Annotated in this window: 13 protein-coding genes; 9 read left to right on the top strand and 4 right to left on the bottom strand. The window is 71.5% G+C overall.

All coding sequences use genetic code 11. From position 1 onward, the window contains the following. Nucleotides 1–255: 255 nt before the first annotated feature. A complete protein-coding gene (locus tag OHN19_RS20320; RefSeq protein ID WP_330265553.1) occupies nucleotides 256–3561 on the top strand; it encodes an FG-GAP-like repeat-containing protein in 3306 nt (1101 codons plus the stop codon). A 247-nt stretch (nucleotides 3562–3808) separates the two neighbouring features. Here OHN19_RS20320 and OHN19_RS20325 read toward each other — a convergent pair whose 3' ends face one another. After that, the gene (locus OHN19_RS20325) at nucleotides 3809–4930 is read right to left on the bottom strand and encodes an NAD(P)/FAD-dependent oxidoreductase (protein ID WP_330265554.1); all 1122 of its coding nucleotides are present in this window, start codon (nucleotides 4928–4930) and stop codon (nucleotides 3809–3811) included. Nucleotides 4931–5822: 892 nt separating this feature from the next. Here OHN19_RS20325 and OHN19_RS20330 point away from each other — a divergent pair. The 4 genes from OHN19_RS20330 to OHN19_RS20345 all read left to right on the top strand — a co-directional run bounded on the left by OHN19_RS20330 (nucleotide 5823) and on the right by OHN19_RS20345 (nucleotide 10565). Beyond that, entirely contained in the window at nucleotides 5823–6176 is a 354-nt protein-coding gene (locus OHN19_RS20330; RefSeq protein ID WP_330265555.1) for a MerR family transcriptional regulator, read from the top strand. A gap of 225 nt (nucleotides 6177–6401) precedes the next feature. After that, nucleotides 6402–9257: a PKD domain-containing protein gene (locus OHN19_RS20335; protein ID WP_330265556.1), complete on the top strand. Its 2856-nt coding sequence runs from the start codon at nucleotides 6402–6404 to the stop codon at nucleotides 9255–9257. Between the two features lie 182 nt (nucleotides 9258–9439). Then, on the top strand, nucleotides 9440–9928 hold the full coding sequence (locus OHN19_RS20340; protein ID WP_330265557.1) for an SPW repeat protein: 489 nt from the start codon (nucleotides 9440–9442) through the stop codon (nucleotides 9926–9928). A gap of 145 nt (nucleotides 9929–10073) precedes the next feature. Next, complete coding sequence (locus tag OHN19_RS20345; RefSeq protein ID WP_330265558.1) at nucleotides 10074–10565, top strand: hypothetical protein; 492 nt, start codon at nucleotides 10074–10076, stop codon at nucleotides 10563–10565. Nucleotides 10566–10587: 22 nt separating this feature from the next. On the opposite strand, the gene OHN19_RS20350 is transcribed toward OHN19_RS20345, so the two are convergent. The 3 genes from OHN19_RS20350 to OHN19_RS20360 all read right to left on the bottom strand — a co-directional run bounded on the left by OHN19_RS20350 (nucleotide 10588) and on the right by OHN19_RS20360 (nucleotide 13042). Further along, a complete protein-coding gene (locus OHN19_RS20350; RefSeq protein ID WP_330265559.1) occupies nucleotides 10588–11214 on the bottom strand; it encodes a hypothetical protein in 627 nt (208 codons plus the stop codon). Between the two features lie 90 nt (nucleotides 11215–11304). After that, nucleotides 11305–12006, bottom strand: a complete 702-nt coding sequence (locus OHN19_RS20355; protein ID WP_330265560.1) for an SDR family oxidoreductase — start codon at nucleotides 12004–12006, stop codon at nucleotides 11305–11307. A 124-nt stretch (nucleotides 12007–12130) separates the two neighbouring features. Continuing rightward, entirely contained in the window at nucleotides 12131–13042 is a 912-nt protein-coding gene (locus OHN19_RS20360; protein WP_330265561.1) for a LysR family transcriptional regulator, read from the bottom strand. A 184-nt stretch (nucleotides 13043–13226) separates the two neighbouring features. Here OHN19_RS20360 and OHN19_RS20365 point away from each other — a divergent pair, with 184 nt between their 5' ends. From OHN19_RS20365 to OHN19_RS20380, 4 genes are all read left to right on the top strand, one after another. Next, nucleotides 13227–17651, top strand: a complete 4425-nt coding sequence (locus OHN19_RS20365) for a choice-of-anchor D domain-containing protein (protein ID WP_330265562.1) — start codon at nucleotides 13227–13229, stop codon at nucleotides 17649–17651. 135 nt (nucleotides 17652–17786) lie between these two features. Then, a complete protein-coding gene (locus OHN19_RS20370) occupies nucleotides 17787–19979 on the top strand; it encodes an MMPL family transporter (protein ID WP_330265563.1) in 2193 nt (730 codons plus the stop codon). A 31-nt stretch (nucleotides 19980–20010) separates the two neighbouring features. Then, nucleotides 20011–21189, top strand: coding sequence for a sensor histidine kinase (locus OHN19_RS20375; RefSeq protein ID WP_330265564.1), 1179 nt, complete (start codon nucleotides 20011–20013; stop codon nucleotides 21187–21189). Between the two features lie 184 nt (nucleotides 21190–21373). After that, nucleotides 21374–22051, top strand: a complete 678-nt coding sequence (locus OHN19_RS20380) for a response regulator transcription factor (RefSeq protein WP_330269658.1) — start codon at nucleotides 21374–21376, stop codon at nucleotides 22049–22051. Nucleotides 22052–22185: the final 134 nt, after the last annotated feature.

The raw sequence follows: 22185 nt of genomic DNA on the forward strand, positions 1-22185 counted from the left end.
CAAAGGCACGCAACTCTGCGAGCCCACCCGGTGCCAGGCTCCCGAGGAGCAGTGCTCGAGGTACACCGACCTGAAAGGCCCCCACATACCTGCACGATCAAGGGGCGCAACCCAGCACGGCAGGTCCCGGGTCGGTCATGGACATGCTGTTAAGCTCCCGTCACGCGCGTGGGGGGAGCGGCCGGGGGGCCGGGGAAGCGTCAAGGTGCTGCCGTACGTCCCGTCATGCCTTCTTCTTGCCTTTCAGGAGGAACGGTGGCTCGACTCGGCCGACGCCGACGCCGACACGGACAGGCTCATGGTTCACGCTCAGCACGCCTCGGCACATCGGCGACACGTACCGCCGCCGTCCTGGCGACGGCACTGAGTCTCGGGCTTCCGCTCGCCGCCGTACCGTCCCCGGCGCAAGCCGCTCCGCTGTCGGCAGCCGCGGCCGACGAGGTCGTGCTGCCTGCCGCCCCGCGCGCCGTCCCCAGGGCCACGCAGATCCTCAACGCGGGGACCAGCGGATTCCTTTGGGCCCAGGAGGGCGACGACCGGCTCCTGTGGACGGACTACGCCACCGGCACCACCACCGCACTGGAGAAGCAGCTGGACGCACCGGTGCGGTACGACATCGACAGCGGCTACTTCCAGCAGGCCGCGTCCTTCCAGCCCGGCTACTACGGGGACGGGTCGGACACCGTCGCCCTCTACTCGGAGGAGGACTCCCACGTCACCCTTCTCCAGGGCGCTGGCACCTCGGGCAGCACCGCCGTGGTGCCCGTGCCCGAGTACCACACCTACCGGGGCACCTTCGGCAGCACCGTCCTCACCAGCACCAGCGGCATCAGCGGAAACCCGGACGCCTACCAGCTGTGGCGCCTCAAGGACGGGGGCGGGGTCGCTGAGACGCCCGTGACCGGGCTGCCGGAGGGTGCGTCCAACGTGGTGGTCGAGGACGGCGACGCCCGGTCCGTCATCCTCCGCTACACCACCGGCGACAGCGCGGAAGGCTGGAGCCACTGGGGCATCGTCGACCTCGCCACCGGCGCGCTCCGCGCGCTGCCCGACCGGGTCAACCCGGAGGAGGGCTGGGAGGTGACCGGCTTCCGGCTGGGTGCCGACTCGGTGGTGCGGCTGCGCAGCGGGCGCGCCAAGGCGGACGTGTACGACCGCGACGACCTGTCCGCCGCGCCCCGCACCTTCGACACAGGCGCCCTGACCTACCAAGCCGCCTACGGGATCGTCGGCGACACGCTGCTCGGTGTCGAACCCGTGTCGCCCGGCGACAACAAGTACCGGGGCCAGCCGCTGGTGGCCCTCACCTCCGACGGCACGGACACCGACCTGACCAAGGTCATGGACCCGGCCGCCCATCGGATCGTCCAGGCGCCGGACGGCTCCGTCCTCGTGGCGGGCGCCGCGCAGTACGTCGAACAGGGCGACCTCGACTGGGGCGTGTACCGGATCGCCCCCACCGCCGACGGCTCGGTCACCCGCAGCCGCCTGACCGCCGTGCAGCCGATGCCCGCGCAGATCAACGGCCTCTCGCTCGGCAGTGGCATCCTCACCACGGCCGACAACAGCACGTTGTACGAGCCCAACACGATTCTCGGCGCCTATCGCAGCACCTGGCTCACCACGAGCGGCACCCCGAGCGTCACCAGAACTACCCTGGACGGGCTGGTCAGCGGATGGGACGGCGACTGCTCCGGCGGCGCCACCCGCTGCATCCCGATGTTCGCCGACGGGACCGGCCACCACGGCCGCCGCGACGCCACCGAGTCCGGTCTGACCATGCTGCGCACCAACGGTGCCACCACCTGGGGCCCCACCCTCGACACGGGGGACGACAGCCCGCAGCTCAAGGACCTCTCCGGACGGTACGCGGTCGTCGACGGCGCCTCCTCCGGCACCCAGTACATCGGCGAGTTCACCGACACCTCGGCGGGCAAGGTCGTCCAGAAACGCGACCGGGTCGCCGCGGCCGTCTGGGGCAACACCCTGTGGAGCGGCGCGGCCACGGGAGGCAAGGTCACGGCCACCCGGCTCCCGTCCGGCACCGCCGTGGAGTCCTTCACCACCCGCAACGGCTGCACCCCGTCGGTCCTCCAGGCCGTGGGCCGCTGGGTGTACTGGACCTGCGAGGACGCCTGGGGCAACGACCAGGGCTCGGGTGTCTACGACCGTACGACCAAGCGCACCGCCACCATCCCGGCCGGTAGGAGCCTTCTCGGAGACGGTTACCTCGTCCAGCACGTCGGCGGCACCGACCCGGACAGCGGGCTGACGCTCATCGACCTGCACGGCGGTCTGCCGTCCAGCGGTTCCGCCACCGACCTGCCGAGCCGCAAGCTCGTCAACTGGACCGAACTCGGCCGGTACGGAACCGGGTTCAGCGGAGTGCGAACCGGCTGGACCGTCGACCGCTTCGGCGGCGGTGTCGCCTATGCCGACGACGAGCAGCGCGTCCACCTCGTGAAGACCGGCGTTCCGGCGTCCGCACTGTCGGCCATCGACTCCACGGTCACCTCCGGCGCCGCGAGCTGGTCCGGCACCTGGTGGCTGTCGAAGCCCGCCGCCTCCTGGAAGGTGACCGTCCGCCACAAGGCGTCCGGCGCCACCGTGCGTACCGTGACCGGCTCCGCCGCCCGTGGCCTGCTGACGGCCGTCTGGGACGGCAAGGACTCCGCGGGCCGCCTCGTCCCCAACGGCACCTACACCTGGACACTCACCGCCCAACCCGCCGACGGCCAGGGCGCCGCCCTCAGCCTCTCCGGCACCCTCGCTGTGACGGCCGGAGCAGCGGCACCGCGTGACTACGCGGGCAACGACGGCGTGGGCGACCTCCTCACCCTCAGCTCCTCCGGCACCCTCGCCATCCAGCGCGGCACCGGCACGGGCACGCTGGGCAGCCAGGTCTCCGGTGCCGGCTGGCCGACCACCGCGAAGTTCGTGCCGTTCGGCGACCTCAGCGGCGACCGGTGCAACGACGTCCTGGTCCGGCTGAGCAGCGGCGCTCTCCGCGCCTACCGCCCCTCGTGCGGCAAGGCGGCGACGCCCTCGACGCCGTACACCACACTCGGCACCTCCGGCTGGAACCAGTACGACGTGCTGACCTCGCCCGGTGACGTGACCAAGGACGGCCGCCCGGACCTGATCGCACGCAACGCCTCGACCGGCACGGTCTACCTGTACAAGGGCACCAGCACGGGCAAGCTGTCGGCGCGCGTGAAGCTGTACGACAACTGGAAGACGTACAAGAAGGTCGTCGGGGCCGGTGACCTGAACGGCGACGGCATCGGAGACCTCCTCGCCCAGGACACGTCGAACAACCTGTACCGGTACGACGGCACCGGCAGCGGCACTTTCAAGGCCCGCGTGAAGGTGTTCTCGAACTGGGGCGCTTCCTACAACGCGGTCGTCGGAGTCGGGGACATCACCGGCGACGGCAGGACGGACCTCGTCTCGCGCGACACCAGCGGCAACCTGTACCGCAACAACGGTGACGGCAAGGGGTCGTTCGGCGGCCGCACGAAGATCGCGACGGGCCGGCAGGGGTACAAGGCCGTCGTATGAGGAACGGCGACGCGGAGTCGCCCGCTGCCGGGCTCAGGTCCCTGGGCCGGGGCCCGGCAGTTCGCCCGCTCTGCGAATGCCGTGCTCAATGCTGCGGCAGCCGAGGCGCCCAACGACACCGACGCGGAGCATCTCCAGGCATCTGCCTGGCCGGAGGTCGTGTCCGTCGCCGGGTGCCTCGCTCGCGTCATGGTCCCGAACGACCTACGAGACCTCGCCTCGCTGCTTGAGGACGTGGCCTTGTCTGTCAGGTGTGGTCGAACAACCTGACTACGCTCTGCGGGGCTTCCCGGCCGAAGAAGGTCTGCAGGTTCTGCGCCGAGCGGGCTGCGGCGGCGCTGCCGCGCAGGAACAGCCGCTTTTCGTAGGCGGCGAGCGCGATCTCGATGTCGGGTTGCCGGACCAGCTCGCCGGCCAGGTCCGCGCCGTCGTACATGGCGAGGTTCGCGCCCTCGCCGGCGAAGGGGGACATCAGGTGCGCGGCGTCGCCGAGGAGCGTCAGTCCCGGGACCCTGTCCCATTCGAGCCCGACGGGGAGGGCGTAGATAGGGCGGAGCCACGGTTCCGTGTCGCTCTCCGTCACGAAGGCGGTGAGCAGCGGTGACCAGCCGTCGAACTCGTCGGCGAGTCGGCGGAGGCCCGCTGACGGGTCGCCGAAGTCGATCGACCTCAGCCAGGTCTCGGGCTTGTTCAGCGCCACGTATCCGCGCACGTGCCCGTCGGCGTAGCGGTGGGCGATGATGCCTTTGCCCGGCGCGACCGCCATCAGCGTGCCGCTGCCGATCGCGGCCACGCTCGCCCGAGAGTTCTGGCCGCCCGGGGTGAGGGCGATCTCGATGAAGCAGGTTCCGCTGAAGACAGGCTCGGCGGGGGTGAGCGCAGGACGCACCTTCGACCAGGCTCCGTCCGCGCCGATGACGATGTCGGCGTGGGTCGCGGAACCTTCCGCGAAGGTGAGGACGTGGCCGCCCTCCGGACGGTGCCGGACCGAGGTGAGCTTGTGGCCCCACCTGATCGTCCCGGGCGCCAGCGAGTCGATGAGCAGGCGCCTGAGTTCGCCACGGTCCACCTCAGGACGGGCTGAATCGGGGTCCGCGGGCTTGTCGAGCAGGATCGTGCCGTGGCGGTCGACCACACGCTTGGCGTCCTCGCCCGGGCGGACCAGAGTGAGGAAGTCGTCGTGGAGACCGGCTGCGCGCAGCGCGATCTGTCCGGTCTCCTCTTGGATGTCGAGCAGGCCGCCCTGTGTGCGGGTGGTCGCCGAAGCCTCGGTCTCGTAGATCGTCGCGGCGACGCCGTGAGCCTGGAGCACCCGGGCGAGCGTCAGTCCGCCCAGTCCCGCTCCGACAATCGCGATGGTCTTCCGCATGCTGCGCTCCTCTGTAGCGCCGACACGCGTCGGCGCCGGTCAGCGCCGAGAGTGGACGGGGTGTCCGGTCTCGGCAGGAGACGCTCACCGATCAGAACCATCTGCATCGATGTATGTGCGATGCCCGGCGGGTGGACCGCGAGGCATCGTTTTTCGCGACCCGGTGACTATAGCCCGGCATCCAGCTCGCGGCGGGCGGGGGCTTCGGCATGGTTTCGCGAACCGTCCACCCGCGCGTCCGGACGAGTTCGCTCCTTGGCCTTCGCCTGGACTCGAACCCGAGCCGGACTCACGCCGAACGGCATCCCGAGCGGCCTCGCCTCACCCCGTCGTCGCAGGTCGCAGGTAATCTTGTCCCCCACAGGGCTTAAATCTGCTCTTGTCAGAGTAGACATTGGGCTCCGGCCTGGTTAGCATTTTTCTCGTAGACACCGGTCAAGCAGAACCCGGCAGACACGAACTGGCGGGTTGCAGTACAGGAAGTTCGCAGGTCAGTGCGGTTCTGGAGTCCCGAAGCCACGGTTTTCGCAGGACGGTGACGAGGCTGAGGACCGCACTGGGCGGCTCGCAGGTCCAGGGGCCGCCAAGAGCAACATCGAGCAGTACCCGCAGTACCAAGTCCAAGAGGTTGGCTCAGAGGAAGAACGGAGGAGCAGACGCCATCAGGATCGCCCGGTCCGAGAAGCACTCGCCCCGGGTACCGCAAGACCCCGGATTGGAAGGTGGTCCCCGGTCACGCAGCCGCGATCCCCGCACCCCCCTCTCTGCAGGGCTGGTAGCGGAAACAGAAGGTCGGCACAGCAGTAGGGCCGACAGATGGTGTTGAATTTCCTTCGGGGCCCTGGTGCCGTACGGCACCAGGGCCCCTCGACGCGTTGCACAACGAGGTGACATGACAGCAGATATCCCCCTCAGCGATCGTCTGGACGACGACGACTACCCCGCGTACACGATGGGGCGGGCCGCCGAGATGCTCGGCACCACTCCGGCCTTCCTCCGAGCCATCGGTGAGGCCCGTCTGATCACTCCGCTGCGCTCGGAGGGCGGACACCGCCGGTACTCCCGCTACCAGCTCCGGATCGCGGCGCGGGCCCGCGAGCTCGTCGACAGGGGCACCCCGATCGAGGCCGCCTGCCGCATCGTCATCCTCGAGGACCAGCTCGAGGAAGCTCAGCGCATCAACGCCGAGTACCGCAGCCGTGCCGGGCACCAAGCGACCGACAGTCCCGTCCGCGGGTCCAGCTGATCCCGAGTGCCTCCCTCCCCCGTGAAGCGCGACCAGTGAAGCGCCATCAGTGAGGCGCGATCTTCAAAGCCTGCTGATGCGCTGGTCTGCGCCCTCCCCGCTCCAGCCAACCCCGAGCAAACTTTCGGGGTCGGAGGCAAAAAGGGCGCCTCACCCCCATCCGCCGTCCCTGGCCTGACCTACGCTCCCGCCAGTTGCAGCGAGAGTCCGGAGGGGGACGTAACCATGGGCTCGAACAAGGGCTGGAGACGATCAGGGGTGGCGTCCGCCGCCCTCACGGCCCTGTTCGTCGGCTGCCTCGGCGTGAGCACCGCCCACGCGGACACCGGTAGCGGCACCGATACCGGTACGACGTTCTACGTCAACGACGAAGCCCCCGACTGTGCCGACACCGGCCCCGGTTCCGCCGCGGAGCCCTTCTGCCAGATCCAGCCGGCCGCGGACGCCGCCGCGCCCGGGGACACCGTACGCATCGCGGGCAACAGCACGGCCTACGCGCCCGTGACCATCAGATCCGTCGGCACCTCCGACGCACCCGTCACCTTCTCCGCCGCGGCGACCGGCGACGGTTCGCTCGTCACCGTCGGGGGCCCGCGCCCGGCCACGGGCATCACCTTCTCCGGTGCCCGGTACGTCGACATGACCGGGATCGGTGTCAGGGCCGCCGGGGCGACCGCCCTGGCCGTCGACGGCTCACAGCACATCGGCTTCGGCGCCGCCTCCGCGCTGAGCACCCTCGTGGACGGCTCCACCGCGGTGATCGCGGTCGACGGCTCCTCCTCCGACATCTCCCTCACCCGCCTCGACGTCGACCAGTCCACCGGACCGGACGTCACCAGCGCCGCCGGAGCACGGAGCATCACGCTGGCCGGCGACACCTTCGAGGGCGGTGGCGTCTCGGCCGCGGGCACCACCGGCATCGACTTCGCCGGCGACACGTTCTGGACGGTCTGCGGCGCGATCCGTCTGACCGACGGCAGTTCCGGGTCGGTGGAGAACACCGTGGCCCTGCCCTACGGCACGACCGCCTGCGCCGCCGACACGGCCGGGCTCACGGTGGACGCCACCTCCGCCCCCCAGGTCAGCGCGGACTACAACGCGCTCAACCCCCCGTCGGCCGGCACGGACTACGACTGGGCCGGCACCGCCTACGGCACCGCACAGGCCTTCCGAGCGGGCACCGGCCAGGGCGCCCACGACCTGGACCAGACCGATCTGACGATCCCCGCGGGCGGACTGCCCACCGAGCACTCACCGCTCATCGACTCGGCCGACTCCGACGCCCCCGGCGAGCTGTCCACGGACGTCCACGGACATCCCCGGGTCGACGACCCCCTCGTCGCCGACACCGGCACCGGCCACGACGACCGGGGCGCCACCGAGTTCCAGGACCCCTTCGCGGTGAAGGGGCTCAAGGTGAGCGCCGGATACGTCGGCGTTCCGGGCACGGCCACCGCAGTGCTCGGCAACCCGTGGTCGGACCCGCTCGACCGTTTCACGTACACCTTCGACTTCGGGGACGGTACGACCGTCACCTCCGCCACCGGCTCGGCCGGCCACACCTACACGCAGGTCACGTCGGGCAGCGGCATCGAGGCCTCGGTGGTGGTGAACAGGGCCGACGGCACACGGGTCGGTGTCGCCACCTACCGGGTACAGGTCGAGCCGGTGCCGGATCTCGCGCCGTCGATCGGCTGTGGCGGTGCCGGTCCCGCGCTGCCGGACACCGCCCAGTGCACGTACGACACCGGCGTCGACCCCTATCCGGTCACCAGCGACCGGATCACCTTCGGCGACGGCTCGGCGGCGGTCGCCGGTACCTCCCGCGACGGCCGGCTCCAGCACACCTACAAGGCGCCCGGCACGTACACCGTCACGCAGACGGTCACAGACTCGGACGGGCGGACCGCCACCGCGACCGGCAGGGCCACGGTCGGCGCGGCCTTCGTCTCCGCCGGTTCCGTGCGGATGCTGGACACCCGGTCCGGGACAGGTGCGCCGAAGCGGCCCGTCGGTGCCGGTGGTGTGGTCCGGCTGAAGGTCCTCGGCGAGGGATACGTCCCGGCGTCCGGAGTGACGGCGGTGACCCTCAACGTCACCGACACGGGCGCGACGGCGTCCAGTTATGTGTCGGTCTACCCGGACGGCACCGCCCGCCCGAGCGCGTCGAACCTCAACTTCGGCGCAGGACAAGACAATCCGAACCTGGTCACCGTCCAGGTGGGTGCCGACGGCTACGTCGACCTCTACAACGCGCACGGCACGGTGAACCTCGTCGCGGACCTGGAGGGCTACTACACCACCCAGGCCGACGACGGCGACCTGTCCTTGTCGGACCTGGCCACGCTGCCCCCGACCCGGGTGCTGGACACCCGCAACGGCACCGGCGCCGCCAAGGGCGCGGTCGGGCCGCGCAGCACCACGACCCTCACCCTGCCGACGTACGCACGCGGCCTGGCGACCGTCGGCGCGGTCCTCAACGTCACCGTGACCGGGGGCACCAGCAGCGGCTACGTCACCGTGTACTGCGGCGGCCCCGGTCAGCCCCCCACCTCGACCCTCAACTACCGGGCGGGACAGACCGCCTCCAACCTCGCCGTGTCCTGTGTGAGCGCCGGCAAGGTGCGCCTCTACAACAGCGCCGGGCACGTCCAGCTGATCGCCGACCTCCAGGGGCTGTACACCAACCAGCAGGCGGAGACGGACGTCGACACACTGGCGCCCCTCGGCGGGTCGTTCGTGCCGACCGCGCCCACGCGTTTCCTCGACACCCGCACGGGCCTGGGCGCGACCGCGAAGCCGCTGGGCGCGGGCGGCACCCTCACCGTGAAGCTCGCCAAGGTCCCCGCGGGAGCCGGTGCAGTACTGGTCAACCTCACGGGCGTGGCCCCGACCGCGGGCACCCACCTGACCGCCTACGGCGACGGCACGCTGCCGACCGTGTCGAACGACAACCTCACCGCGGGCCGGACCCGCCCGGTCCTCGCCGTGGTCCCGGTCGGGGCCGACGGCGCCATCCGGATCCACAACGCGCTCGGCTCGGTCGATGTCGTCGCCGACCTGGAGGGCTACTACGGCTGAGGCGGAGGCGCCCCGGCGCAGTGGTCGTACGACGTCCTGGCCTCACCGGCGATGTGAGCGGTGACGGCCGACCGGTGCGAGGCCGTGGACGACGGGCGGTGCATTCGATGCGTCATTCGACCGATATGGGTACTCGCAGCTCAGCACCGACCCAACAGCCAACCAAATCGGAGGTGGCGGGAATGACAGCCTCGCCCCACTCGCCGATGGAAACCCATCCCGACATCATCGACATGCACCGGCGCCACGAACTGGCAGAGAGCGCCACGACCACCCCGCGAGCCCAGGCCGTGGAGACCCTGGCCTTCCTCACGGGGATCTACCTGGCGGCCTCTCCGTGGATCGCGGGCTTCAACGGCCTGTCCACGCTGGCCGTCAACAACCTGATCGTCGGCATCGCCTTCGCGCTGCTCCTGAGCGGCGGCTTCGGACGCGCCTACGAACGCACGCACAGCATGGCCTGGGCCGCCTGTGCCCTGGGTGCGTGGACGATCATCGCCCCGTGGGCCGTGGCCGGTGACGTCAGCACCACCCGCTCGATCGTCAACAACGTCATCGTCGGCATCCTCGCTCTGATCCTGGGCATGGCCGCCAGCGCGATGGCCAATCGGAACACCTCGCGCGCCGAGGAACGAGGTGCGTCGACGGCGTACGGACCCGGTCGAGGCTGACCCCTCCGTACGGTCGGTCCACAGACCCCGTTGCCCGGGCGCCCGCGGACACCGCGTGACGCCCGGACGGCGGGGTCGGACAGGTTCATGGCCGGCGTCCCGAGGGATGCCGGGGCCGTACCGGCACTCGTGAGGAGGGCACCCCATGACCGGTATCGAGCTCACCCTCCGTGCGCTCCACCACGGTGAGCGGCACCTGGCCGAGGAGCTGACGACGGTGGCGGAGCGGCACCGGACGGAACATGAGATCCACCATGTCGCCACCGACCTCGCCCGCTGGTCCGCCGAGCACGTCCGGCTGCTGGCCGACGCGGGCCACGACCACGGCCTCGACCTCGGCGATCCGCCCAGGGACTCCTCGTACGGTCTGCTCTCGGCGCTCAGGGAGAAGACGGCCGAGGCACTGGGCCGGCGCCCCGAGCCCGGTCTGCTGCTCCTGCGTGACCTGCGGGACCTCCACCTCGACGCCGCGCGGAACTCCCTGCACTGGGAGATGCTCGCCCAGGCCGCCCAGGCCACCAGGGACGACGGGCTCCTCGCCCTCGCCTCCGCCTGCCACCCGCAGACGCTACGGCAGATGCGCTGGACCAACACCATGGTCAAGGAGCTCTCGCCGCAGATCCTGGTGAGCCTGTGACGCCACTGTCCCGCCAGGTGCGCTACCTGCGCGCGGGGCGATGGATGCCCGCCCGCTTCGCCTTCTCGATCCGCTCCGGTCCGGCGCCGGCCCGGTCCTCTTCCCTCGCGGTCCAGTCCCTGGGCTGGAGGAAGAGGAGTTCGCCGCCGCCCGGCACGATCATCGCGCCGCCGAAGGGCTCGTCGCCGGCGAACCAGACGCCGTCGGTGATGCCGACAGGCCAGCGGCCACGCCCCAGGGCGTCCTTCGCGCGCAGGGTGAAGGGGGTGCCCTGCTGGTCGCCGAGGCGCAGGTAGAGCGTGTGGGTGGACTCCATGCCGATCTTCTCGACGGGGGTGCGGAATTCGAGCGGGTAGGTGCGGAACGCTTTCGCGCACCTCCGGGTCGCACCCACGCGGCCGGCGAGGAGGAAGAGCGTCCACACCGTGCCGAGCATGCCGACGACGGCCACCGGCAGCAGCCAGTCGATCCGGGTGAAGAAGATCTGGATCCAGAGCAGCAGGAACACCGGGAAGAACTTGATGAAGTTCTGCAGCGCGGCACGGTAGTGGTACCGCAGCGCGCCCTGGAAGTCCGATCCGTCGGTCGCGTACGGCGCCGGCGGGGTGTCCGACTCCAGACCGTGCTTCCACTCTTCCGGCACCGTCATCCGAACGGGCTCCTTCCGGCCGGGCTGGGCATGTCGTCCACCGGGCCGGCGGCCGGCGCCGACGGGCCATCGCACGTGCAGAGTCGAAGGCTACTGGGCCAACTGCGCGTACAGCCCCGCCAGGTCGCCCGCCAGGCCCGCCTTGACCTGGCGGGAGATGTCGTCGGCGAGGACCTCGTACGCGCCGGTCTCGACGCCGTCCAGTGCGAGGCGGGCCACGTCACGGGGGTCGGACTTGGGGGCGTCGACGCCGGAGGCCAGGTCGGTGTCGACGTAGCCGACGTGCAGGCCGGTCACCGCGATGCCGCGCGGCTGGAGCTCCAGGCGCAGGGAGTTGGTCTGCGACCACAGGGCGGCCTTGGAGGCGCTGTAGGAGCCGCCGAGGGCGAGCCAGGACAGGACGGAGTGCACGTTGAGGAGGTGGCCGCCGCCGTTGCGCTCGATGACCGGCACGAAGGCACGGGCCACGAGGAGCGGGCCGTAGAAGTTGGTCTCGAACTCCCGGCGTATGTCGTCGACGGAGGAGTCGAGGAAGGACGCGCCGACCGAGGCGCCGGCGTTGTTGATCAGCACGGTGACGTCGTCGGCCTGTGCGGCGGCCGCGGCCACCGAGGCCGGGTCGGTGACCTCCAGCGCTACCGGGACGGCGTCGGGGTGGGTGACGGTGCGCGGGTCGCGGGCCGTGGCGTAGACCTTGGCGGCTCCGCGTGCGTACAGCTCCTCCACCAGGGCCTTGCCGATGCCGCGGCTGCCGCCGGTGACGAAGACGTTGGCGCCCTTAAGAGCGGTCATGACTACCTCCACAGAATGGTAAACCGATCGGTTCCACCACCGTAAACCGATCGGTTTCTCAAACGCAAGCCTGACCGCCGGCACCGGGGCGGTGGGCCGCCGCGGGCCGGGGGCCCACCGGAGGTCACGCGAAGAGCGGCTCGGCGAAGACCTCGCGGGCCAGGTCGATGACGTCACCCAGGTCCCCGGCCCGTGCGCGGTCCTTGCGCCACAGCAGTCCGGTCTCCAGGCGGGGATGGAAGTCCGAGAAGGGCAGGACCGCGACATCCCCGACCATGTGGTTCCGCATGGGGCTGCGTGCGTCCAGCATGGAAATGGCGAAGGCGAGTCCGCCGGCCACTATCTCGGCGACCCCCTCGAACGTCGCGCTGCCCAGCTCGACGCGCTTGCGGATGCCGAGTTCGTGCAACTGCCGGTCCAGCCCGCGGAAGTAGGCGTTGGTCACGGCCGACGGGGAGCCCGCGTAGGCGAGTTCGGCCAGTTCCGCGAGGGCGATCGACTCGCGACCCGCGAACCGCTCCCCCGGCACGACCGCGCCCAGGCGCTCCGACATCACCGGCAACTGCTCCAGCGCCGGGTCGCCCACCACCGGCAGGCGGGCCAGGGTGAGCGCCAGCCTGCCGTCGCACACCGCGTCGACCAGGCGCTCGGTGCCGCCCGGCCAGCGCTTGATCTCGAACCGGTCGTCGACCCGTGCCGCCAGGGTGTCCATCCGCTCCCGCAGATCCGGGTGGACCCCGCTGGGGACCCCGAGCAGCAGGGTGGTGCGCCGGGGGCGGACCGCCTCGTCCAGCCGCCAGCCGATGGAGTCGACCTGCTCCAGGACGCCGCGCGCGATCGGCAGCAGCGCGCTGCCGGCCGGAGTGAGCCGCACACGGTGGGTGTCCCGGTCGAACAGCCGGTGCCCGAGCTCCTGTTCCAGATCCTTGATCCGACGGCTCAGCGGAGAGGCCGCCATGTGCAGTCTGCGGGCCGCGGTGGAGAAGTTGAGTTCTTGGGCGACGGCGACGAAATAGCGCAGGTGCAGGAGCTCCACGGCCCCACCCTAGCCAGCGTGTCGGTCAACCTCCGCGGGTGCACCCGGAGATGACGTTACTGAAAAGAAGTGTGCGCAACATGTGCAGAAACGCGTCAGTTGATGATAGGAAAAACCGCTCAGTCTTCAGGTTTGCCCCGCACCTGTGACCGCTCCGGGAGCGATGACCAGAGGAGGTCCCGGTTTGTCCGGGTTTCTCGTGCCCGTGCGCCGTGGCCGCCACCACCGCGACCGGCGCCGCCCCCGTCTGATGGCGGTCGCGGCCCTCGCCGGCGCCGCCCTGATCGGGGCGACGATCGGCCTGCTGTCGCCGTCGGCCCAGGCCGACCAGACCACCCAGGGCGTCGACAACCTGCGTACCAACTGGGACCGGAGCCAGGCCGGACTCTCCCCCGCGGTCGTCCAGTCCTCCGCCTTCGGACAGCTCTTCGCCACCAAGCTGGACGGGCAGATATACGCCCAGCCGCTGGTGCTGGGCGACCAGGTGATCGCGGTCACCGAGAGCAACACCCTGTACGGCCTCGACCGTACGACCGGTGCGATCGAGTGGAGCAAGAACTACGGACCGGCATGGCCGGCCTCGGCGATCGGCTGCGGGGACCTGGTGCCCAACGTGGGCGCGACCGCGACGCCCGTCTACGACCCGGCGACCAACTCCCTCTACTTCACCACCAAGGTCGACGACGGCACCGCCACGCACCGCCACCCGAAGTGGCTGATGCACGCGGTGGACCCGGCCTCCGGCGCCGAGCGCGCGGGATGGCCGGTCACCATCGCGGGAAGCCCAGCCAACGCCCCGGGCAACACCTTCGACGCCTACTACGAACAGCAGCGCCCCGGCCTGCTGTTGATGGACGGGGTCGTCTACGCGGGCTTCGGCGGCCACTGCGACGCCTGGCCGTACCGCGGCTATGTGGTCGGCGTGAGCACCACGGCGCACAGCATCACCTCGATGTGGGCCTCGGTGACCGGCGCCAGCACGGGCGGCGCCGGCATCTGGCAGTCGGGCGGCGGCCTGGTCTCGGACGGCTCCGGCCGGATCTTCTTCAGCACCGGCAACGGCATCAGCCCGGCGCCCGGACCGGGCAAGACCGTTCAGGGCACCCTCGCCGAGTCCGTCGTACGCCTCCAGGTGGGCCCGGACGGCAGCCTCAACACCGCCGACTTCTTCAGCCCCAGCGACGCCGCGACCCTGGACCTGACCGACCAGGACATCTCCTCGGGCGCCCCGATGGCGCTGCCGGACGGCTTCGGCACCGCCGAGCACCCGCATCTGCTGGTCCAGCAGGGCAAGGACGGGCGGGTGTTCCTGCTCGACCGCGACAACCTCGGCGGCATGGGCCAGGGACCCCAGGGCGGTGACGCCGCGCTGAGCGTGTCCGGCCCCTACCAGGGCATGTGGGGGCACCCCGCCTTCTGGGGCGGCGACGGTGGCTACGTCTACGTCGTCGGCAACCAGGGCCCGCTGCGCGCCCTCAAGTACGGCGTGCGCAACGGCGGTACGCCCGCACTCACCCTCACCGGCCAGAGCCAGGACACCTTCGGCTACACCAGCGGCTCCCCCCTGGTCACCTCCGACGGCGACGACGAGTCCAGTGCCCTGGTGTGGATGACCTCCGCGAGCAACGCCTCCGGCGCCGACGGCACCCTGCGCGCCTACAGCCCCACCCCCGACGGCAACGGCCTGCTCCAGCTGCTGTGGTCCGCGCCGATCGGCACGGCCACGAAGTTCAGCACCCCGACCGCTGCCCACGGCAAGGTGTACGTCGGCACCCGCGACGGTGTCCTCTACGGCTTCGGCAGCCCGGCCAGGACCGCCCTGACCGCGGCCGCGCTGGACTTCGGGCAGGTCGCCACGGGCAGCAGCGGATCGGCCCCGATGAAGCTGACGGCCACCCAGGACGTCAGCATCACCGGACTCAAGGCCTCCGGCGCGTTCTCGGTCGACCCGTCCGCCGTGCCCACCCCCGAGCGGCCCCGGGCACTGGCGCAGGACGCCACCCTGGACGTGCCGATCACCTTCGCCCCGACGACCACCGGCGGCATCAACGGCACCCTGACCGCGAACCTGTCGGACGGCCAGAAGCTCGTCTTCGCGCTGCACGGCGTCGGCACCCGGCCCGGTCTCGGGGCGGCACCCGGCGCCCTGGACTTCGGGGAGGTGCCCACCGGCAGCACCTCGACGCTCAACCTCCAGGTCACCAACACCGGTACCGGACCGGAGACCATCGACTCGGTCGCCGCGCCCGGCGGCCCCTTCACCGCCTCGGGCCTGCCGGCCGCGGGCACGGTCGTACCGGCCGGCGGCTCGTTCGTGCTCTCGGTCACCTACGCGCCGCAGGGCGACCAGGACGACAGCGCCTCGCTCGTGGTCGTCAGCAGCGGCGGCGGTGCCACGCACACCCTGAGCGTGCCGGTCACCGCGACGGCCGTCACCGGACAGGGGCACCTGGAGTTCTCCACCGCCTCGCTGGACTTCGGGCAGGTCCCGATCGGCAGCTCGAAGTCGCTGTCGTTCACGCTCACCAACACCGGCAACATCCCGGTGACCGTGACCAAGGCCAAGGCGCCCACCGGTGACTTCAACAGCCCGGTGCAGCTGTCCGAGGGTCTGGTCATCGGTCCCGAGCAGACCGCCGTGCAGACCGTGACGTTCACCCCGCGCTCGGCGGCGGACCTGAACGCCTCCTACGAGGTCACCGGCACCGGGACCGACGCGAACGGCAACGCCCAGGGCGCCATGTACGTGCCGATCAAGGGCACCGGCACCGGTACCGCCACGACCACCTCGGTCGCCGACGGGCAGTGGCGGACCAACGGCTCGGCGGTGCCCGCCGACGGCGGCGGTGTCCAGCTGACCCCGGCCACCGCCAACCAGGCGGGTACCGCGGTGTACGGCAAGCCGCTGCGCACCGACGGCCTGCGGGCCACCTTCACCGCCAAGTTCGGCCCCGGCGGCGGCGGGAAGGGCATGACGCTCGCCCTGCTCGACCCGGACCAGAACTCCGCCTCGGCGCTCGGCGCGAGCGGCGACGGCCTCGGCATCGCGGGCCGGCCGGGCACCGTGATCGCGTTCGCCACCGGCTGGAACAACACCCTCCAGGCCCAGAACTTCGTGGCGGTGGGCCGCAGTTCGGCCGGCTCGCCGGTGATCGGCTACCAGCCGCTGGTCAAGCTCGGCACCTCCCTGCGCCAGGGCACGCACCAGGTCGACGTGCAGATCGACGCCGGTCACGTGTACGTCCGGATCGACGGGACGCAGGTGCTGGACCAGACGGTGACGCTGCCGCCGAGCGCGCTCCTCGCCTTCTCCGGCGGCACCGGTGACACTCCCGACGTGCAGACGATCAGCGGACCGGTCGTCAGCGAGGCACCCCTGGTCCAGAATCCCAAGGCGGCGACCTCGCTCCAGCTCACCGCCCCGGCCACGGCGGTCCCGGGCCGGTCCCTGACCGTCAACGGCACCCTGACCTCCACCGCGGCGCTCCCCGCGGGCCAGGTCGTGCAGGTGACGCGCAACGGCACCGCCCTGCGCGAGGTGACGACGGCGGCGAACGGCTCCTTCACGTTCACCGACACCCCGTCGGCGGAGGGCACGTACACCTACGCGGCGAACTACGTCGGCGACGCCACCCACGAGGCGGCGAGCTCCTCGGGCCTCGTCCAGGTCGCCAAGCTGCCCACCTCGGTGACGCTGTCGGCACCGGCCACGGCCACCCGTGCCAAGGCGCTGACCGTGACCGGCCGGCTCTCCGGCTCGCCCTTCGCCTCCGGCACGGTCGTCAAGGTGACCAAGACCGACCTCGCGCATTCCTCCGGGGTCGCGCTCGCCGACGCCCAGGTCGCCGCCGACGGGTCGTTCACGTTCAAGGACACCCCGCAGGTCGGCGGCGCCAACACCTACAAGGTGTCCTTCGGCGGTGACGTCTCCCACAAGGACGGCAGCCGCACGGCCACCGTGCAGGTGTCCCGGGCGGCGACGTCCCTGACGGTCGCCACCGACCACGGGACGTACAAGTACGGCCAGAGCGCGAAGGTCACCGCGCACCTCGGCACCACCTACAACAGCCGTACGGTGGCGATCTACGCCCAGCCGTACAGCGGCACCAAGGTCCTCGTGAAGTCCGCCAAGGTGGACTCGCACGGCAATCTGACGGCGTCGTACAAGCTCACCCGCAACACCACGTTCAGCGCGGTGTTCACGGGTGACTACCGGTACGCCCCGAAGACCGTCTCCCGGGCGGTGCACACCTACGCGGGGGTCTCGCAGAAGCTGTCCGGCTACTACACGAGCACGACCGTCGGCAGCACCGTCTACCGCGTGTACCACAGCACCGCCAAGGAGCGGCTCGACGTCACCGTCGCGCCCAACAAGGCCGGCCAGTGCGTCAAGTACCGGGTGCAGCGGTACTACAGCGGTGCCTGGCACACGCAGAGCACCTCGGCCTGCGCGGCCCTCAGCTCCAGCAGCACCGGCCGCCAGCAGATGTCGCTCACCAACCGTGTCAACAACAGGTACCGGGTGGCCGCGCAGTACGTGCCCAGCAGCCGGGACAACACCAACATCAGCACCTGGGGGGCCTGGCAGTACTTCACCGTCAGGCGGTGAGCCGCCTGCTGCGATCGCAGTAGGGGCAAGTGTCTTCGATCGCCCGACGACGGGAGGGCGAGGCGATGCGAGCGTGAGGGTGGGCCGGGATTCCCCGCCCACCCTCATGTGGTGCGTCCCTGGAAAGGCCCGTCGATGTCCTCTCTCGCCCGCTGGTGCCACCGGCACCGGCTCGCCGTCCTCCTGATCTGGGTGGGCCTGCTGATCGGTCTGGGGGCCGGGGCCGGCGCGGCAGGCAGCGCGTTCGGCAACTCCCCGACCTCGCAGAACACCGACTCCGCCAGGGCCGGCGCACTGCTCCAGGGAGCCTCGAACAGCGCGGCGGGCAAGAGCGGCCGGATCGTCTGGCAGGCCGAGGGCGGCAAGGTGACCGCACCCGCTGTGGCGAAGGCGATGACCGCCGCCCTGGACCGCGTCTCCCGCGCGCCCGGGGTCGCCGCGGTCGGCGGCCCCTACACGGCACAGGGCGCGGCGCAGGTCAGCAAGGACGGCCGGACGGCGTACGCCACGGTCGCGTTCGACCGGGACGTCCAGGACGCGCAGGTCGAGCACGTCCAGGAACTCGCGACCGCCCCGGAGTCGGAGAGTCTGCACATCGCGCTCAACGGGCAGGCGTTCACCGTCAACCCCGAACCGAACCCGGTCGCCGACGCCATGGGCATCGCGCTCGCCTTCGTGGTGCTGCTGTTCGTCTTCCGGGCGGTGTGGGTGGCGGTGCTGCCGATCGTCACGGCGATCGTCGGCGTCGGCACGTCCGCGGTCGCGGTGATCCTGCTCAGCCATGTCATCTCGCTGTCGAGCACCACGCTGACCCTCGGTTCGCTCATCGGCCTGGGCGTGGGCATCGACTACGCCCTGTTCGTCGTCAACCGGCACCGCGCCCAGCTGAAGGCGGGCACGGGCGTGGCCGAGTCGATCGCCGAGGCCCTCAACACCTCCGGCCGGGCCGTGGTGTTCGCCGGGCTGACCGTCGTGGTGGCGCTGCTCGGCATGCTCACCCTGAACGTCGGCATCATCAACGGCATGGCCGTCGGCGCGGCCGTCACCGTCGTCCTGACCGTCCTGGCCGCCCTCACCCTGCTGCCCGCGCTGCTCGGCATGATCGGCCCCCGGATCCTCGGCCGCCGCGAGCGACGGGCGGTCGCCGCCGGGGTGCGGGGGGCCGCGGGCGGCACCGGCTGGTGGGGCCGCTGGGCGGAGCGGGTGCAGGCCCGTCCCAAGGCGTTCGGTCTGCTCGCGCTGGCCGTGCTGGCGGCACTCGCCCTGCCGACCCTGTCGCTGCGCCTGGGTGCCTCCGACGACGGCAACCTGCCCACGACCTCGACGAACCGGCAGGCCTACGACATGATCGCGGACGGTTTCGGGCCCGGTTTCAACGGCCCGCTCGTCCTCGCGGTCCAGGCCCCCACCGCGGCCGACCGGGCCGCCGAGTCGAAGCTCGTCACCGCGCTCCGGCGGGTCGACGGGGTCGCGAGTGCCGGCGCCGCGCCCATGAAGGACGGGCAGCGCGTCGGCGTGGTCTCCGTCGTCCCGACCACGTCCCCGCAGTCGGCGGCCACCTCGGACCTGATCGACCGCCTGCGGGCCGATGTGATCCCGCGGGCCGAGCAGGGCACGTCGATGAAGGTCTACGTGGGCGGCCCCACCGCGAGCAACGACGACTTCGCGTCCGTGCTGATGGGCAAGCTCCCGCTGTTCGTGCTGGTGATCGCCGCGCTCGGCTTCCTCCTGCTGACCGTCGCCTTCCGCAGCCTGCTCATCCCGGCCGTGGGGGCCGTACTGAACCTCCTCAGCATCGGGGTGGCGTTCGGCGCGATCGTCGTCGTCTTCCAGTACGGCCACGGCGCCTCGCTCCTCGGGCTCGGGGCCGCCGGACCGATCGAGTCGTTCGTGCCGATCCTGGTCGTCGGCATCATGTTCGGACTGTCCATGGACTACCAGGTCTTCCTGGTCAGCCGGATGCGCGAGGAGTGGGCCCGCACCGGGGACAGCCACCGCGCGGTGCGGGTCGGGCAGGCCGAGACGGGCAAGGTGATCGCGGTCGCCGCCGCCATCATGTTCTGCGTCTTCGGTTCCTTCGTGTTCGGCGGCATGCGGGTGATCTCCGAGTTCGGCGTGAGCCTCGCCGTCGCCGTCGCCCTCGACGCGCTGCTGATCCGCATGGTCGTCGTCCCCGCCCTCATGCACCTGTGCGGCCGGGCCAACTGGTGGCTGCCCCGGCGTCTGGACCGGGCCCTGCCGAACGTCTCGGTGGAAGGCCCCGGGCACCGGCCGCACCCGCTGCCGCACCCGGTCCCCGAGCGCCGGACCGCGGCCCCGACCGGCTGATCCCCGCCCGCCCCGCTCGTACATTGAGGACATGCAGGTGACCGTGGTGAGGCAGTGGCTGGGTCGGCACGAGCGGGTGCGGGACGCGGTGCCCGCGGCCGTGGTGGTCTTCGTCGCGGTGGCCGCCACGGCCGCCGGGCCCTCCGGATGGCACGCGCCCCGGGTCGGGGCGGTGGCCTGGACGGCGCTGGCCTGCGTGCCCCTCGTCTTCCGCAGTCGGTGGCCGCTGCCCGTCGCCCTGCTCACCCTGGCCGTCGACCTGACCGGCATGACGCTGTACCCGGACAGCGTCGGGACACCCGCGGCGTGCCTCGTCGCCCTGTACACGCTGGCCACCCGCAGCACCCGGCGGACGGCCTGGCTCACCGGCCTCACCGCCTCCGTCGCGATCGCCGGGGTCTACGCCGCAGCCCACCACGAACCGCTCCTGGTGGGAACCAGCCTGCTGCGGTTCGACTTCGCGATCGCGGCCACCGCCCTGGGCGATGCCGTCCGCAGCCGCCGCCGGCATCTCGCCGAGGCCGAGGCACGCGCGGAGAACGCCGAGCGCACCCGGGACCAGGAGGCCCGGCGCCGGGTCACCGAGGAACGCGTACGCATCGCCCGCGAACTCCACGACGTCGTCGCCCACCACATCACCCTGGTCAACGCCCAGGCGGGAGTCGCCCACCACCTGATGCGCACCGATCCGGCCCGGGCGCACCAGGCACTGGCCCACATCAAGGACAACAGCCGGACCGCGCTCGACGAACTGCGGGCCACCGTCGGCCTGTTGCGCCAGTCCGACGACGCTCCCGACTCCCGGGCCCCGCTCCCCCGGCTGACCGACCTCGACACGCTGATCGGCGGTGTCCGCGGTGGCGGCCTCGACGTGACGGTGACCCGCCTCGGCACCCCCCGTCCCCTCGCGCCCTCCATCGAACTCACGGCGTACCGCATCGTCCAGGAAGCGCTCACCAACGCCCACAAGCACTCCCGCGGGGCGCACGCCGAGGTGACGCTGGACTACGGGGCGAGCGCCCTGCACGTCACCGTCACCGACGACGGCCCACCGCACCCGGCCGGGGGACCCGGCACCGGACACGGCCTGATCGGCATGCGCGAGCGCGCCACCGCGGTCGGCGGCACGGTGACCACGGGACCGCGCCCCGAGGGCGGCTTCCGGGTCGCCGCAGAACTGCCGCTCTCCCTCACCCCCGCAGCCTTGTGACCGAGCCCGGGAAGTCAGACCCTCACCGCACGCCGGTGACCGACCCGAGAAGCCGGACCCCCGGGGCAGCCCGGTGACCGACCCCGAGAAGCCGGACCCCCGGGGCAGCCCGGTGACCGACCCCGAGAAGCCGGACCCCCGCCGCACCCTCATGACCGACCCGACACACCAGGGAACCCCCGCCATGACGATCCGTGTCCTCCTCGCCGACGACCAGGCCCTGCTGCGCGGGACCTTCCGGCTGCTCATCGACGCGCAGCCGGACATGGAGGTGGTCGCCGAGGCCTCCGACGGGGCCGAGGCCGTACGGCTCGCAAGGTCCGAGCGAGCCGATGTCGTGGTGATGGACATCCGGATGCCCGGCGTCGACGGCATCGAGGCGACCCGGCTGATCGGCCGGGACGAGGACCTGGCCGGGGTGAAGGTGCTCGTCCTGACCACCTTCGAGGTCGACGAGTTCGTCGTCGAGGCGCTCCGGGCCGGGGCCAGCGGATTCCTCGGCAAGGGCGTCGACCCCGCCCAACTCCTCGACGCCGTCCGGCTCGTCGCGGCCGACGAGGCGCTGCTCTCACCGACCGCGACCAAGAAGCTCATCGCCCGCTTCCTCGCACAGCCGTCCCCCGGGGCGCTCTCCGACCCCGGTCGGCTCGCCACGCTGACACCCCGGGAGCGGGAGGTGATGACCCTCGTCGCCAGCGGGCTGTCCAACGCCGAGATCGCCGAACGCCTCTTCGTCACCCCGGTCACCGTCAAGACCCACGCCAACCGGGCCATGGCCAAGCTCGGCGCCCGCGACCGGGCTCAACTCGTCGTCATCGCCTACGAGAGCGGCCTGGTCCGCGCCGGGGAGACCCGGCCCTGACACCTCGCGGCGGCGGACCGGCGCCCGGGCGCGCCACGCCCCGGGGCGCCGCCGTATGCCCGCCGACTCGGCGAAACGAACGCGTTAAGCGGGTGAAGCCTGTGGCCGTGGTCGTGGCGTGGGGCATGGATGAG

It is taken from the genome of Streptomyces griseorubiginosus (assembly GCF_036345115.1).
In the GTDB taxonomy this organism is placed as follows: domain Bacteria; phylum Actinomycetota; class Actinomycetes; order Streptomycetales; family Streptomycetaceae; genus Streptomyces; species Streptomyces griseorubiginosus_C.

What these genes read in the sequence shown, in the direction of transcription:
- OHN19_RS20355 (WP_330265560.1), bottom strand. Translation starts at nt 12,006, where the DNA reads ATGACCGCTCTTAAGGGCGCCAACGTCTTCGTCACCGGCGGCAGCCGC.
- OHN19_RS20370 (WP_330265563.1), top strand. Translation starts at nt 17,787, where the DNA reads ATGTCCTCTCTCGCCCGCTGGTGCCACCGGCACCGGCTCGCCGTCCTC.
- OHN19_RS20350 (WP_330265559.1), bottom strand. Translation starts at nt 11,214, where the DNA reads ATGACGGTGCCGGAAGAGTGGAAGCACGGTCTGGAGTCGGACACCCCG.
- OHN19_RS20345 (WP_330265558.1), top strand. Translation starts at nt 10,074, where the DNA reads ATGACCGGTATCGAGCTCACCCTCCGTGCGCTCCACCACGGTGAGCGG.
- OHN19_RS20375 (WP_330265564.1), top strand. Translation starts at nt 20,011, where the DNA reads ATGCAGGTGACCGTGGTGAGGCAGTGGCTGGGTCGGCACGAGCGGGTG.
- OHN19_RS20380 (WP_330269658.1), top strand. Translation starts at nt 21,374, where the DNA reads ATGACGATCCGTGTCCTCCTCGCCGACGACCAGGCCCTGCTGCGCGGG.
- OHN19_RS20330 (WP_330265555.1), top strand. Translation starts at nt 5,823, where the DNA reads ATGACAGCAGATATCCCCCTCAGCGATCGTCTGGACGACGACGACTAC.
- OHN19_RS20340 (WP_330265557.1), top strand. Translation starts at nt 9,440, where the DNA reads ATGACAGCCTCGCCCCACTCGCCGATGGAAACCCATCCCGACATCATC.
- OHN19_RS20335 (WP_330265556.1), top strand. Translation starts at nt 6,402, where the DNA reads ATGGGCTCGAACAAGGGCTGGAGACGATCAGGGGTGGCGTCCGCCGCC.
- OHN19_RS20325 (WP_330265554.1), bottom strand. Translation starts at nt 4,930, where the DNA reads ATGCGGAAGACCATCGCGATTGTCGGAGCGGGACTGGGCGGACTGACG.